This window comes from Mesorhizobium sp. ISC15, from assembly GCF_037162615.1.
In the GTDB taxonomy this organism is placed as follows: domain Bacteria; phylum Pseudomonadota; class Alphaproteobacteria; order Rhizobiales; family Rhizobiaceae; genus Mesorhizobium; species Mesorhizobium mediterraneum.
The window spans coordinates 5,256,873-5,270,524 of record NZ_JAVSPX010000001.1; the positions used below are offsets into that span (position 1 = coordinate 5,256,873).

Below are 13,652 nucleotides of genomic sequence, written 5' to 3' on the forward strand. Positions count from 1 at the left end.
GTCAGGCCGCCCTGGAGAACCACACCGGCTCGTTGCCGGCGCTCCATTTGATATTGCAGCCGATCGACGGCACCTGCTCAGCGGCCGGCGTTTCGCCCTTCAGCACCGTGTCGACCGCGGCGCGCAGATCGGCACCCGTCACCGGCTTGCCGTTGCCCGGCCGCGCTTCGTCGAACTGGCCGTGATAGGCGAGCCGCCGATCGGCGCCGAACAGGAAGAAATCGGGCGTGCAAGCCGCTCCATAGGCTTTCGCCGTCTGCTGTGAAGCGTCCTTGAGATAGGGGAAGCCATAGCCGAATTTGTCGGCCTCCTCGCCGATCCGGGCCAGCGCCTCCTCGGGATGCGCCTCATGGTCGTTGGCGTTGATCGCCACCACCTGCAGGCCCTTGCCGGCATAGTCGTTGGCGAACGCCGCGAGAGCCTCGCGGATCAGCACGACGAACGGGCAGCGGTTGGAGATGAAGGCAACGAGCAGCGCCGGCTTGGCGTCGAAATCGGCCAACCTGTGAAGCACGCCTTGCGCGTCCGGCAGCAGGAAATCGGCAGCCTCGTACCAAGGTCGATAGGATTGGATTCTGTCTTCGGCATCGATGCGCTCCCTTTGTGTCTCGCAGTCCAGCCGCGAACGCCCATGCCGTTCGCAGTTAGTCTATGAATTTAGTAGAATTATAGGCTGGAGATGCCGTTCGCGGTCAAGCTGGCGGGATGGAATATCATCCCAATGTTTGTTCCGGACCTGCAACTTTGTTCGGCCCGCAAGCGTCCTGGAGAAAACGGCGCTCCGGACCGGCGTCCGACCACGACGGCCGGCGCCTCCACATTTCGCGTTAAATGGCCGTCTCGCACAGGGGCAAAGCGGGCCTGCCGATATTGGCCTTAGTCTGCGTCCGCGACCTCTGGATACAGCGCCTGCGCCAGGTCGCGGATCGCGTCGGCGGTGCGTGGGCCGAAACCGATCATGTAGGCGCCGTCCAGCACGATCAGCGCCTTTGTCTTCGCCGCCGGCGTGGCGCTCAGCGCGCGTGTGCCGAACACCTGCTCGGCGGTCGGCCCGCCCTTGCCGTCGCTCATCATCAGGATGACATCGGGCGCCATTTCGATCAGCTTCTCCTCCGACGCCGGCTTGTAGCCCTTCACGACAGCCATCGGATTGATGCCGCCGGCATAACGGATGATCGCATCGGCCGCCGTGCCGGCGCCGGCCGCGCTGAGCCGCACGAGGCCGTGGAAGAACACCACCTTCTTGCGGCGCTCGGCCGGTATTTTTGCGGTGAGATCGGCGGCTGCCCGGAAGGCATCGAGCACGCGCCTTGAAACCTCCCTGCCCTTGTCCTCAAGGCGAAGCGCTGCGGCGATCAGGGTAATCTTGCGCTCGATGCCTTGTGGACTGTTGTCTTCCGGCACGAAGACGACGGGGATCGCCAGCGACTTCAGCACCTCGATCGCCTCCGGCGGCCCGCTGTCCTGCGCCGCCAGGATCAGATCGGGGCGAAGCGCGACCAAGCCTTCGACGGACAACTGACGCCGATAGCCGACATTGGGCTTTTGCGCGACGGCAGCGGGATATTTGCTGCCACGATCGACGGCGATGATCCGCTCGCCGGCGCCCAGCGCATCGACGATTTCGGTAACGTCGGAACCGAGCGTCAGGATCCTGGTTGCCGGACCGGTCGCGACTGTCCGCCCTGATGCATCGACGACCGTCTCGGCGGCCAGCGCTTTGAACCCGCAAGACGGCGCAAGAACAGAAAGCGCCAGCAGCAGCACCGCCATATTGCTCGATCGAAACCAGCGCACTTGTCCGCACCCGCTATCACTGCCGACCATGCCATTCGCTCCTGTGTTTAAGAATCCTGGAAGATGGTCGTGGCCTATAAAATTAAAGTTGACTAATGTCATCATGTTTCAATAAGTAGCCCTGCCCGACCGCCGGTCGAGGCTTCTCCATCATGCCAGCCAGGGCCGACGGCCGCCGCCAGCAATCTTGCTTTTCCCGGGGGCGGCATCGCTATGAGACTGACAAGCAACAAGACCTTGATGGCGAGCACCGCGCTCGCCTTCGCGCTCGGCCTGTGTGTCGCGCCGCCCGCCGCCGCGCAGGAGGAGCAGAAGCAAGGCGCCGCCGCCAAGGCCGACAGGCCGGTCAAGGTCCCCCAACAGACTGAAGCGAACGAGCCAACCGTGCTCGACCTGATCACCATTTCGGCGACGATGATCAAGACGGCTGTCATCGACTCGATGGCAGCAATCAGTGCCGTCGATCAGGAAGAGCTCGAGCGCATCCAGCCTGACACCGCCGCCGACATCTTTCGCACCACCCCCGGCGTTGCCGCCTCGATGAACGGCGACGATCCGGCGACCGCCATAAACATTCGCGGACTGCAGCAGTATGGCCGCGTGGTGGTGACGCTCGACGGCGCCCGCCAGGACTACTGGCGCGTCGGCCACGGCTCGGGCTCGTTCTATGTCGAGCCCGAATTGATCAAGGATGCGACAGTCATTCGCGGCCCGGTCTCGAATGCCTATGGCTCGGGCGGCATCGGCGGCGTCGTCTCCTTCGAAACCAAGGATGCCGGCGATTTCCTCAAGCAGGAGGAACGCTGGGCGCTGAGCGAGAAGCTCGGTTATGAGAGCAATGCCCGACGGCTTCACCACCGGCACCACCGGTGCCTACCGCTTCAGCGACGACGCCGACATCATCGGCAATCTCATCTATCGCGACCGCGACAGCTACACCGACGGCAATGGCGACACGGTGCCGTGGACCGGCGAGCGCATCACCAGTGGCTATATGAAGGCAACGCTGCGGCCGGCCGACGGTCACGAGCTGAAGCTTGGCGCCATCCTGCAGCGCTACAGCGACCAGATCACCGGATCGAGCGGCTCGACCTCGCCGACGCTCAGCCGGTACGACACCGACACAACCAATCAGACCTACACGGCCGCCTACACCTGGAAGCCGGACGACAACGAGCTGATCGACTTCAGTGCCAATGCCTACCACAACCGCACGCGCGCCGAGCAGACACAGGTCTGGCCGACTTCCGCGATCGGCAACTTCCGCTACTATGACGTCGCCACGACGGGCTTCAACGTGAAGAACTCCTCGCGCTTCGACGCCTGGGAGATGGCACATACGCTCACCTACGGGCTCGACTACTACTATCTGGAAGCCTCGTCGGAAGCCGCACATTTCGGCGCCGGCGAACAACAGGGCTATGGCGGCTTCCTGCAATGGCAGGGCGACTATGATAACTGGCTGCAGCTCATCGCCGCCGTGCGCTATGACGGCTACCAGCTCGACGGTGAGACAAAGACCGTGCCGCCGGAGGAAGCCTCGATGTCGGGCGACCGCTGGTCGCCGCGCCTCACCGTAGGCGTCACGCCGCTCGAAGGCTTCCAGCTCTATGGCACCTATTCCGAAGGCTACCGGGCACCGGGCCTGCAGGACGTCTATCGCGGCGGCGGTGCGCACGGCTCTGGCGACACCTACGTGCCCAATTTGCTTCTTCAGCCCGAAACGGCGAGGAACTGGGAAGCCGGCGTCAATTTGAAATATGACGACATACTGGCCGCTGGCGACCTGTTTCGTGCCAAGGTCAACGTCTTCCACACCGATGTCGAGGATTACATCGAAGTCGACCTGCGCCCCGACGTAACGCGCACGGCGATCAATATCGGCGACGCCCGGCTGAAAGGCATCGAGGCTGAGGCGGTCTATGACTATGGCTGGGGTTTCGTGAACCTTGCCGGCGCCCTCATCGACGCCAAGGTCGTCAGCGGCGTTTACTCCGGCCAGGCGCTGACCAACACGCCGCTCGACCGCTTCTCGGCAACACTCGGCTTCAGGATGCTCGAAGACCAGCTCACCGTCGGCGCGCAATATCTCAGCGTCGGCAAGATCACGCGCACCAACCGCACCCAGCCGAACGAGCCGACAATCGTCGATGACGGCTTCGATCTGATCAACGTCTTTGCCAACTGGCGGATCAACGACCACGCCAAGCTCGATTTCGCTGTCGATAACGTCTTTGACACCGCCTACACCGACCCGCAAAGCGCATGGTCGACGTCGGCGGCGACGGAACAGGGCAAGGGCCGCACCTTCAAGGTGGCGCTGACCGGCAGGATCGGAGGTTGAGCGTGAGCGAAGCATCGGCAAGCGGACTGGCCTGCGAAGCGCGTCTGAACCTGCGCAACCTGCCGCTTTACATCGGCCGCATCAGCGACCGGCTGCAGAGCTTCGATGCCGATGCCTCGCAGGACGGACAGCGGCTCGACTTCCGCTTCGCCTTCGGCGGCGCTTCCTTCGACATGGAGCGGCTGGTGATGCGGGCCAATGCCGCCGATCGCGATGGCCTTGCCCGCATCAAGGACCTCCTGGCCACCGCGGTCCAGGTCTATGCCAGGGAAGAAAATCCCGAGATCGTCTGGACCGGCGATCTCACCGGGGAAACCCGCCTCGCCCAATTCCGTGAGATGGTCGTCACCCAAGTTGGCGATCTCACACCGCACATGCGCCGCATCCGCTTCGCTGGCGAGGATCTTTCTCGTTTTGCGAAATTCGGCGGCATGCATATTCGCATGCTTTTCCCGACCAGCGAAGTGCCCGATCCGCTCTGGCCCATGCTCGGCAGCAATGGCCTGCCGGTCTGGCTTTCGGACGACAGGCGTCCAGCGGCGCGCGTCTACACCATCCGCGCGCTCGATATGGCCAACGGCGTCATCGATGTCGACTTTCTGACCCATCCCGGCGATAGCGTCGGCGCCGCCTGGGCCATGCAAGCGGCACCCGGCATGAAAATCGGCATCATGGGACCGGTCGGCCGCCCGGTGCGGCCGGCATCATGGTATCTCATGGGCGCCGACGAAACCGGCCTGCCGGCGTTGGCGCGACTTCTGGAGACGCTCCCCACCGAGACCAAGGGCGTTGCCTTCGTCGAGATCGCCGACGATGGCGAACGACAGGAGATCGACAACGCCACAGGCATTGAGCTGCACTGGCTGACACGGGACGGCGTTGCGGCCGGGCTCAGTGACAGGTTGGCGGATGCTGTCCAGTCGGTTGAATGGCCGCAGACCGGCTCGGCCTTCGGCTGGTTCGCGGCGGAAGCCGCCGCCGCCAAGATCGTTCGTGAACATTGGCGCGGTCAGCTTTCACTCGGCCGCGACCAGACGTTGGCCGCGGCCTATTGGCGCCGCGGTGCCGCCGGATTGATGGCCGGCTAGGTCAGGCTCACTATCGCTTGCCCATCCTCGTCGATGTCGATGGCGATCCGGTCGCCGGATACAATGCCCGACGTGTCGCAAACGACCAGCGGCATGCGGATGTCGTAGAGGAATTCGGCGACGATGGCGCCGACGGCAAGGATTGGGTCCGGCCGCTCCAGGATGATGCCGGCCGGCGCCGTACCCTTGCGGATCGCCTCGGCAAGTACCGACGAGGTGGACGACGAGCCTCGCCCACTCGCCATGACCAGGATCCGGCCGGCGACATTGCCGCCCAGAGCCGGGTGCGAATGGTCAATGATATCGCCCGTCTCGGCATCGACGCCGCCCCAGAAGCTGAGCGCTTGCGACAGCACCAGCGCTGAGCCTTGCGCCCTGCCGGCAAGCTGGAAAATGCCAGTTCTGTCCAGCGCTCGCCTGTCCTGCTCGCTCATCGCGTGCCCCGTACGACATGGCCGCCCGCGGCCGAGCGGATGCAGTCTTCCATGTCCCCGAACGCCACCGACACGCCGATATTGCCTGGTGCGTAATGCGCCCATTTACCGGAATTGGTCATCACCGCGCCATCGAGGCGCTCAAGGATCGACGTGACATAAGTGCAGGTGTCGGCGACCGGAATCAGGCCGAACGCGCCCATGCCAGCCAGAGCGCCCTCGTCCTGAAGCCGCGTCAGCGTCGCGCGCCCGGTGTTGACATAGATCGGGATGCCCCTGCCCGGCGCCACCTCGCGCAGCATCGGCAGCAGGCGCATCCACTCGTCGTGCGAGAAATGCGGCGTGCCTAACGAGACGGCCGCAAGCGGCGCGCCGTCGGGGACGCTCGACAGCTTGGCCAGCGCATTGTCAATGTCGGCGCGAGAGATCCGGATCGTCTCCTCCGGCGCCAGGCCATGCAGTGCCTCGTCGAGCGTCTGCGCCTCCGGCGTGATGCCGACGGCATGGAACAACGCCACGGCTCCGGTCGTTGCCGCCGCCGCGCCAAGCGCCTTCAACTGATCCTCGTCGCGGGGCTGCGGCAGGCCCGATATGACCGGGATGCGATCGCCGCTCCTTTGCCCGACAAGTAGTCCCACACCCACGAACAGCGCGTCGCTCGGCTCGATACTGCCAGTCAGCTCGAACAGGATCTGGCCGCGTCGATTATCACTCAGATGCAGTCCCCAGGCCGGCGCGCGCCCGGTCATCGCGCAGCACAAGTCGATGAAATCGCCATAGCGGTTGGTCCGCGCTCCAATCACCGAATTGGCAAAGACGATGGCGTTGGACTCGCCCCAGGCGATCTGCTCGCCAAGGGCCGGCCGGAACCGCGTCTGATAGGGCGCGCAGGTGAAGGTCGCCTGGCAACCGAGTTCCAGATGCGCCTTCATCAAACGGCGTGCCGGCGCCTCTTGTGACGGCGGCATCTTCACCAGTCGGGGATGGATGAGGTCGAACGAGCCGACATTCAATGTCGTCGGGACCCGAACGTGGCCACCGCCTTCGACCAGCCTCTCGACGAAATCGAGGCTGGCCTGGCCGTGATACAGGCAGCCATCGATATGAGCACCGGCAATGTCTAACAGCTCGCGCGCACCGACCGCCTTCGAAAAGGCGACCAGGATCTTCATCGCGGCGGCCACGGCCGGGCCCTGCTCGCCCTGCAGCATCGACTGGTCGCCCGCATTCAGCTCAAGCATCATCAGGTATTTCGCTTTTCCGCATTGTGCCCGACCATGCTCTCACTGATTGCGGTCCGCCTGGCAAGATCAGTTCGCGGCGATCAGCACCGTACTCTCCGGCGACCAGCGCAGCACCACCTCTTGTCCTTCCGCCAACCTTTCAATGCCTGTGTTCTGCACGATGACCTTGAGCGTTTGCCCGTCGCGTTCGACGAAATAGGTGCTGTTGTTGCCGGCGAAGATGCGCTTGGAGATTTGGCCACGGAGCACATTGGCGTTCGGATCAGACGTTCCGGAATCGGTGGCAATGCGGATGCGTTCGGGCCGAACCGCGCAGCTAGCTTTGGCGCCGGCGGCAAGCGTCGCGCCTGCCCCGGCGGCAATCGCGGTGCCATCGACCAAGCGGATACCGGTTCCGGTGCTGTCGCCGCGCAAGATATTGGCATCGCCGAGGAAGGTGGCGGCGAACTCGCTCTTCGGGCTGTCGTAGATCTCCTCCGGCGGCCCCTCCTGCACCAGCCGGCCGTCGCGCAGGATACCGATGCGGTCGCTCATCGTCAGCGCCTCTTCCTGGTCGTGGGTGACGAAGATGGTGGTGATGCCGATCTCGCGCTGGATCCGCTTCAGTTCGATCTGCATGTCGACCCGCAGCGCTTTGTCGAGCGCGCCGAGCGGCTCGTCGAGCAAAAGCACACGCGGCTTGGTGACGATGGCGCGGGCCAGCGCGACCCGCTGGCGCTGGCCGCCGGACAGCTGATGCGGCCGGCGGCCACCGAGCTTGCCGAGTTGCACCAGATCGAGCGCGCGCTGCACCTCGCTGGCGATAATTGCCTTGGCCTCGCCACGCACCGACAGGCCGAAGGCGACATTGTCGGCAACGCTCATATTGGGAAACAGCGCATAATTCTGGAACACCATGCCGATGCGCCGCTTCTCGACCGGCACCCGCTCGACGCTCTCGCCGCCAATCGCGATGCGGCCGGAGTCGGGAAAATCGAAGCCGGCGATCTGGCGCAAGAGCGTGGTCTTGCCGCTGCCCGACGGCCCGAGCAGCGCATAGAAGCCGCCGTCGGCGAAGTCGATGGAGACGTCATCCAGCGCCTTGTGCGCGCCGAAACTGCGCGACAAATTCGATACCTGCACGCCGGCCATTATTTTTCTCCGCCGAATTTGAAGAACCGTGCCGTGAGCAGCATCAGCGCCATCGAGACGACGATGATGATCGTCGAGACCGCGTTGATCTCGGGCGTGAAACCCTTGCGGATCGCGGCGTAGATTTCGACCGGCAGCGTCGTCTGGCCCGGCGTCGACAGGAAATAGGACACCACGAACTGGTCGAACGACACGGCGAAGGCGAACAGCCCGCCGGCGATGACCCCCGGCATGATCCACGGCAGCGTCACGCGCGAAGTTACCTGCCATTGGTTGGCGCCGAGCGACCGCGCCGCCTCTTCGAGTTCCGGCGCAAACGTCTGCAGCCGGGCCGAGACGACGACGATCACATAGGGCAGCGCCAGCGCCACATGGCCGAGCAGGATTGCCAACAGACCCCGCCCGATACCAACGCCGAAGAAGAAGATCAGCATCGCCGTGCCGGTGATCAGCCACGGAATGGCGATCGGCGGAAACAGCAGCGCTTGCAGGAATTTCTTGCCGCGAAATTCGTAGCGGAAAAGCGCTAGCGACGCCGCCGAGCCGAGCACGACGCAGATGATGGTGGTGATGATCGCGATTTCGAGGCTGTTCCAGGTGGCCGAGATCAACTGATCATTCTGCCACAACGAGGTGTACCACTCTGTCGTCCATTCGAACGGCAATTGGTAGAAGGGCGAAACGTTGAACGACATCAGCGCCATGATGATGATCGGCAGATAGAGGAAGGCGAGCAGCAGCCAGATGTAGAGCCGGCCGAGCCATTCCAGGATACGGGTCGTCGCCATCACGCAGCCCTCCGCAGTACCGGCGACGCCAATGCCAGGATGACCAGCACGACGGCCAGCAGGATGAAGGAGAGTGCTGCACCCAGCGGCCAGTTGAAGACGGCGACGAACTGGTCCTCGATGACCGTGCCGTAGAAGGTGCCGGTGCGCCCGCCTAGGATGCGCGGCTCCATGAACGAACCGACGACGGGCACGAAGATCAGCGCCGCTCCGGCGACCAGCCCCGGCATGGATAGCGGGATGATCACCCGTCTCAGCATTTGCAGCCGCGAGGCGCCGAGCGAGCGCCCCGCCTCGATCAGCGAGTCATCGATGGCCTGCAGCGTCAGGTAACAGGTCAGCACCATGTAGGGCACGTAGGAGTGCACCAGGCCGATGATGACCGCGGAGTAGGAATACATCAGGTCGATGTTGATCTTGACCGGCAGCACGGCGTTGAGCGCCGTGTCGAGAATGCCGCCTTCGCGCAGCACCATCGCCCAGGAGAAGATGCGCACCAGCCCGTTCGACCAGAACGGCAGGATGACTAGCAGGAAGATCGCCTCGCGGCTGCGTCCCTTCAGCACCTTGGCCAGCACATAGGCCGCGGGATAGCCGATGAAGACGCACCACAGCGTCACCTCGAGCCCGAGCCGGAGCGATGCCAGCAGCAGCGTCCAGTAGAGCCCTTGCGAGAAGAAGGTGGTGTAGTTCTCCAGCGTGAACGCCCACGCCTTGCCCGACAGCGGCAGCTCGGTCATGAAGGAAAAGAAGACCATGGCCGACAGCGGCAGGAAGATCGCCACCGTCAGCCAGAGATAGGCAGGCAGGAGCAGGGGCAAAGCCGATCGCAATCCGCTCCTCGAACCGGTCGCGACCTGTCCAGCCATATGCTCCTCCTACCCGAAAAGCCCGCCGTTACTTCACGTTGACCTTGAGCTCCTGCCACAGCGCCAGATAGGCCTCGCGCTGCGCATCGGTGATCGGCGCCTGGAACTGGATACGCTTGGCGACATCAGGATCGCCCATCACCTTGCGGTTGAAAGCATCTTCCGGAAGGGCTGCGACCGCTTTGGTATTGGCCGAGACCGGCGCACCGACCTTGGTGACCCATTCGACATAGAAGGACGGATCGATCATGTAGTTGATGAAGGCCTCGGCCCCAGTGACATTCTTGGCGCCGACTGGAATGGAAAAGGCGTCGAGCCAGGCGACGGCGCCTTCCTGCGGGATGACCAGCGCGACCGGCAGCTTGAAATGTGTCTTGGCGCGATCGGCCGAGCCGCTCCAGTAGGTGCCGATGTCGATCTGGTTGGAGGCCACCATCTGGTTCCAGTCGTTCTCCGAGCTCCAGAATGTCTTGATCTGCGGCATCAGCGAGGTCAGCTTCGCCTTGACCGCTTCCATGTCCTTGATGTCGTTTATGTTCTGGCCGGTGGCGATGGCGCCGAACTGGACCGCTTCGACAGCGTCGTCGCGAATGACCACGCGACCCTTATGGGCCTCGTTCCACATTTCGGTGATGCTGGTCGGCGGCGTCTCGAAGGCCTTTTCGTTGATGGCGAGCGCGGTCAAGCCCCACACCCATGGCACGCCATAGACCTTGCCGTCGCGGGCGAGCATGGGCGAGCCTGCCTTGTCCGGGCTGATGTCGGCATAGTTGGGGATCTTCGAGACATCGATCGGCTGGATCAGTTTTTCCGCCATGGCCTGGTCGTTGAAGGCGGCGTTGATCATGACGACGTCGTAGAGGCCGGGATTGGTCCTGAGCTTGGTCAGCATTTCCTGTTCGGAATTGAAGAAGTCGTTGACGACCTTGTTGCCGGTCGCCTTCTCGAAGGCCGCGATGGCCCAGGGCTCATCGGCCCCGTAGCCCTTCCAGTTGAGCACATGCACTTCGGCGGCAGTGGCGGCCAGCGTGAATACGGAGGTGACGACGGCAGTCGCCGTCAGGAAAGCAGTCAGTTTGGGCATGCGCATGTTCGTTCCTCTCATTGTTTGCCCGGTTGGCGGGGCTTGTTACGTCATCTAGGCTGTCAGAAATGGGCCTCTTGCTCCCGGCCGTGCACGGTCGTCATTCGATCGTCATGGCTGAGGAATGTCTGGATCTCCTGGTCGGTCGGCGCGGACGACCCGCCATGGCGGGTGACCGAGAGCGCCGCCGCCGCATTGGCGTAACTTGCCGCCTCGAAGGGCGGCACGCCGCGCGACAGTGCGCTGACGAAGGCGCCGATATGCGTGTCGCCGGCGCCATTGGTGTCGACGGCGGCGACCTTGAAGCTGGGCACGGCCTGCCTGCTACCGTCTGCCAGCCGCACGAAGCAGCCTTTTGCCCCGGCGCGGATGATGACCCCGTCGGCGCTCGGGCAATGATTAGAAAGAAGCCCGGCGGCAATGGCCTCGACATCGCCGGCACCGGCGATCTGGACCGCTTCGGCGGTGTTGCAGCTCAGCCAGCTCGTGCGCGCAAGCACCCGATCGAGAATGGCGCGCGGAATGTCTGATATGACCGGCGTCGGATCGAAGACGAAGGGAATTTCCGCCGGCAGCGCCTCGATCCAGTCGGCCAGCGCATCGCGGCTGCCGGGATAGCTCAGCGTGTAGCCGGAGGCGAACACCCAGTCCCCCGGCGCAACCCGGACAGACGCCATCATGTCGAGATTGAGCATGCTCTCGGCGCCAGGCCACGACACGAAGGTGCGCTCGGCGTCGCCGCTGATCATGGCGACGCAATTGCCGCTATCCATCACTGGCGATGGTGGCGTCAGCGTTGCGATGTCTTCGGCGGCGAAGGCGGCCCGCAGGAAATCGCCATTCGGCCCGCTGCCGAGCTGGCCGCCGAAGGCGACCTTCATCCCGGTGCGGCTGGCCGCGACCATCATGTTGAAGCCGCCGCCGGCGACCTGGGCATAGCTCGATGCGGTCTTTTCGGTGCCGGGCGCCGGCAAGGCGTCGATGCGGTAGACATAGTCCACCACCGCGCTGCCGACATGGAGGAGACGGCCGCTCATGCCGCCGCATCCTTGCCGGAGCTGCTTTTCGCCATCCGCATAGCGACCAAGTCGGCGGCAAGAGCGCGCACCTGAGCAATATCGAGGCCTTTCAGCCGGGCGATGTTTTCCTGTGGCAATCGGGAAAAACCGGCGCAGGCGCCCGCCATGCCGGCGGCGATGGCCCCGATCGTGTCGGTGTCGCCGCCGAGATTGGCGCTGATGACGGCCGCCTGCCAGGGATCGCCGCCGGCGATTTCCAGCACCGCGAAGGCCGCAGGAACCGATTCCTGGCTGGCGACGCCGGTGCCGACCAGATCGACGATCAGCCGGATTCCGTCAGCGACAGCCTTGCCGCGGACGAGGTCCCTCCCCCAGTCGATGCGTGCGGCAATATCACCGCCGGTGACCCAGTGTCCGAGCACTGCGCCGCGCCTAGCCGCCGCGATAGCTCGGTCCGAAGCTGCGCGCCAGCCGCCGCCGGCAACGCCGCAACTGACAGCGGCGGCGACGGCAGCGGCCGAGGCGATGGCGATCGAGGTGTTGTGCGTGGCGCGGCAGGTTTCGGCGACCTTGGCGACCAGCGCGTCGAGCGGCTCGGCTGGCATCATGATGCCGACCGGCGCGATGCGCATGGCCGCGCCATTGGTGTCACCGCCGCTTCCGGCCTCCTCAGCCGGCACGCCGTCATTGATGGCATCGATGGCGCGCTTGGTCGAAGGTCCGAGCAGATCGTAGCTGCCGCGCGCCTTCACGTCGCGCTCCCAGTCGAGCAGTGCGTTGACCCAGCGCGTATGGTCGAAGCTATCGCCTGAAACAACCAGGATACGGCCGAGCAGCAGCGCCTGTTCGGTGTCGTCGGTGACAGTGCCGGCGACCAAGCCTTTCGATACCGGATGGTCGACGACGGGCGCAACGAAATCCTCGACATTGCCGTAGAGCTCGGCGATGCGGGCCGGCGACAGCAGCTGCGTCGGCATGCCGAGCGCATCGCCCAGCGCACCGCCGATAAGCGCCCCCATCGCTCGGTCGATCGCCTCGGCGGCGTCCATGCTCAGAACTCCAGGTGAAGGGCGAAATGCGCCGGATTGAGCAGGCTGGTGACATATTCGATGGCGCGGCCATCGGCGGCGCGCGTCAACCGCCGCGTGCGCAGGAACGGCGCGCCGGGCGCGCAGTCGAGAATGGCCGCGTCCTCGGCGCTCAGCATCTCGATATCGACCCATTCCTCGCCATGGTCGGGGACAAGCCCCGCCCCGCGCAGTGTCTGGTGCAGCGAGCCTTCGCGCAGGCCGCGCAACGGCACGTCCTCCAGTTCGGGTGACAGCGGCAGGCGGCTGCGTTCGATCGAGATGGCGTGGCCGTCATCGGCGTTGGAGCGCACCCGGTCGACGGCGATGAAGAACGGGCTTTCGACGCCCAGCCTGGCGGCGAGCTCGGCATCCTGCATGACTTCGAGCCTGAGCGTGCGCGTCTCGGCATTGGCGCCGGCATTGGCCAGCGCGCGCGACCAGCCAACGGCGTCGTCGACCGGCATGCCGTCGAAGGTGACGAACGAGCCGATGCCGACCTTGGTGGTGATCAGCCCACGGCTCGACAACTCCTCAAGACCTTTGCGGATGGTGTTGCGGCTGACGGAGAAGCGCTGGACGAGTTCGTTCTCGCTCTGCAGGCGGTCGCCGAAACCGAGCACGCCGGAGCGGATCTCGTGCTCGAGGACGGTGGCGATCCGTTCGGGCTTGCCCGTTCCGGGAGATGACAGAGCCGTGCGACGCGCCATGGAATACCTGTTCAGTGGACCTGTATAGTCCTGTTCAATACTGTGACGTGGCCGTCATGTCAACGGCTCATGGCCAG

General features: G+C 64.4%; 12 protein-coding genes and 2 pseudogenes. 3 read left to right on the forward strand and 11 right to left on the reverse strand.

The window, feature by feature from the left end; genetic code table 11:
- Position 1 precedes the first annotated feature (1 nt).
- A pseudogene (locus RPG13_RS25220) lies at positions 2-588 on the reverse strand (thioredoxin family protein).
- 288 nt (positions 589-876) lie between these two features.
- A complete protein-coding gene (locus tag RPG13_RS25225; protein WP_127293426.1) occupies positions 877-1,827 on the reverse strand; it encodes a heme/hemin ABC transporter substrate-binding protein in 951 nt (316 codons plus the stop codon).
- Between the two features lie 411 nt (positions 1,828-2,238).
- Between RPG13_RS25225 and RPG13_RS25230 the strand changes: the two are divergent.
- The 3 genes and pseudogenes from RPG13_RS25230 to RPG13_RS25240 form a co-directional block, all read left to right on the forward strand.
- Positions 2,239-2,490 (forward strand): annotated as a pseudogene (locus RPG13_RS25230) (TonB-dependent receptor plug domain-containing protein); the annotation flags it as partial.
- Positions 2,491-2,626: 136 nt separating this feature from the next.
- Positions 2,627-4,141 (forward strand): TonB-dependent receptor domain-containing protein, encoded by a 1,515-nt coding sequence (locus RPG13_RS25235; RefSeq protein WP_337126272.1) that lies wholly within the window; start codon positions 2,627-2,629, stop codon positions 4,139-4,141.
- Positions 4,142-4,143: 2 nt separating this feature from the next.
- Positions 4,144-5,229, forward strand: coding sequence for a siderophore-interacting protein (locus RPG13_RS25240; RefSeq protein ID WP_337126273.1), 1,086 nt, complete (start codon positions 4,144-4,146; stop codon positions 5,227-5,229).
- Here RPG13_RS25240 and RPG13_RS25245 read toward each other — a convergent pair.
- The 9 genes from RPG13_RS25245 to RPG13_RS25285 all read right to left on the reverse strand — a co-directional run bounded on the left by RPG13_RS25245 (position 5,226) and on the right by RPG13_RS25285 (position 13,575).
- On the reverse strand, positions 5,226-5,663 hold the full coding sequence (locus RPG13_RS25245; protein ID WP_292225507.1) for an aconitase X swivel domain-containing protein: 438 nt from the start codon (positions 5,661-5,663) through the stop codon (positions 5,226-5,228). The genes RPG13_RS25240 and RPG13_RS25245 overlap by 4 nt on opposite strands.
- A complete protein-coding gene (locus tag RPG13_RS25250; RefSeq protein ID WP_292627266.1) occupies positions 5,660-6,907 on the reverse strand; it encodes an aconitase X in 1,248 nt (415 codons plus the stop codon). Before RPG13_RS25250 ends, RPG13_RS25245 begins: the two co-directional genes overlap by 4 nt.
- A 66-nt stretch (positions 6,908-6,973) precedes the next feature.
- Positions 6,974-8,038 carry an ABC transporter ATP-binding protein gene (locus RPG13_RS25255; RefSeq protein WP_126105786.1) on the reverse strand — a complete coding sequence of 355 codons (1,065 nt, stop codon included), beginning with the start codon at positions 8,036-8,038 and terminating at the stop codon, positions 6,974-6,976.
- Complete coding sequence (locus RPG13_RS25260) at positions 8,038-8,826, reverse strand: ABC transporter permease (protein WP_292650680.1); 789 nt, start codon at positions 8,824-8,826, stop codon at positions 8,038-8,040. Before RPG13_RS25260 ends, RPG13_RS25255 begins: the two co-directional genes overlap by 1 nt.
- Entirely contained in the window at positions 8,826-9,695 is an 870-nt protein-coding gene (locus RPG13_RS25265) for an ABC transporter permease (protein ID WP_292650678.1), read from the reverse strand. Before RPG13_RS25265 ends, RPG13_RS25260 begins: the two co-directional genes overlap by 1 nt.
- Positions 9,696-9,723: 28 nt before the next feature.
- On the reverse strand, positions 9,724-10,785 hold the full coding sequence (locus RPG13_RS25270; RefSeq protein WP_292640684.1) for an ABC transporter substrate-binding protein: 1,062 nt from the start codon (positions 10,783-10,785) through the stop codon (positions 9,724-9,726).
- A 56-nt stretch (positions 10,786-10,841) separates the two neighbouring features.
- Entirely contained in the window at positions 10,842-11,816 is a 975-nt protein-coding gene (locus RPG13_RS25275; protein ID WP_292723434.1) for a PfkB family carbohydrate kinase, read from the reverse strand.
- The gene (locus tag RPG13_RS25280) at positions 11,813-12,847 is read right to left on the reverse strand and encodes an ADP-ribosylglycohydrolase family protein (protein WP_164547167.1); all 1,035 of its coding nucleotides are present in this window, start codon (positions 12,845-12,847) and stop codon (positions 11,813-11,815) included. The genes RPG13_RS25275 and RPG13_RS25280 overlap by 4 nt, the downstream gene beginning before the upstream one ends.
- A gap of 2 nt (positions 12,848-12,849) precedes the next feature.
- The gene (locus tag RPG13_RS25285) at positions 12,850-13,575 is read right to left on the reverse strand and encodes a GntR family transcriptional regulator (protein ID WP_095482664.1); all 726 of its coding nucleotides are present in this window, start codon (positions 13,573-13,575) and stop codon (positions 12,850-12,852) included.
- Positions 13,576-13,652 lie beyond the last annotated feature (77 nt).

Bases quoted from the DNA above. Each gene is read 5' to 3' on its own strand.
- RPG13_RS25275 (WP_292723434.1), bottom strand. From the start codon at position 11,816: ATGAGCGGCCGTCTCCTCCATGTCGGCAGCGCGGTGGTGGACTATGTC.
- RPG13_RS25245 (WP_292225507.1), bottom strand. From the start codon at position 5,663: ATGAGCGAGCAGGACAGGCGAGCGCTGGACAGAACTGGCATTTTCCAG.
- RPG13_RS25285 (WP_095482664.1), bottom strand. From the start codon at position 13,575: ATGGCGCGTCGCACGGCTCTGTCATCTCCCGGAACGGGCAAGCCCGAA.
- RPG13_RS25235 (WP_337126272.1), top strand. From the start codon at position 2,627: ATGAGAGCAATGCCCGACGGCTTCACCACCGGCACCACCGGTGCCTAC.
- RPG13_RS25270 (WP_292640684.1), bottom strand. From the start codon at position 10,785: ATGCGCATGCCCAAACTGACTGCTTTCCTGACGGCGACTGCCGTCGTC.
- RPG13_RS25250 (WP_292627266.1), bottom strand. From the start codon at position 6,907: ATGATGCTTGAGCTGAATGCGGGCGACCAGTCGATGCTGCAGGGCGAG.
- RPG13_RS25225 (WP_127293426.1), bottom strand. From the start codon at position 1,827: ATGGTCGGCAGTGATAGCGGGTGCGGACAAGTGCGCTGGTTTCGATCG.
- RPG13_RS25280 (WP_164547167.1), bottom strand. From the start codon at position 12,847: ATGGACGCCGCCGAGGCGATCGACCGAGCGATGGGGGCGCTTATCGGC.
- RPG13_RS25265 (WP_292650678.1), bottom strand. From the start codon at position 9,695: ATGGCTGGACAGGTCGCGACCGGTTCGAGGAGCGGATTGCGATCGGCT.
- RPG13_RS25255 (WP_126105786.1), bottom strand. From the start codon at position 8,038: ATGGCCGGCGTGCAGGTATCGAATTTGTCGCGCAGTTTCGGCGCGCAC.
- RPG13_RS25260 (WP_292650680.1), bottom strand. From the start codon at position 8,826: ATGGCGACGACCCGTATCCTGGAATGGCTCGGCCGGCTCTACATCTGG.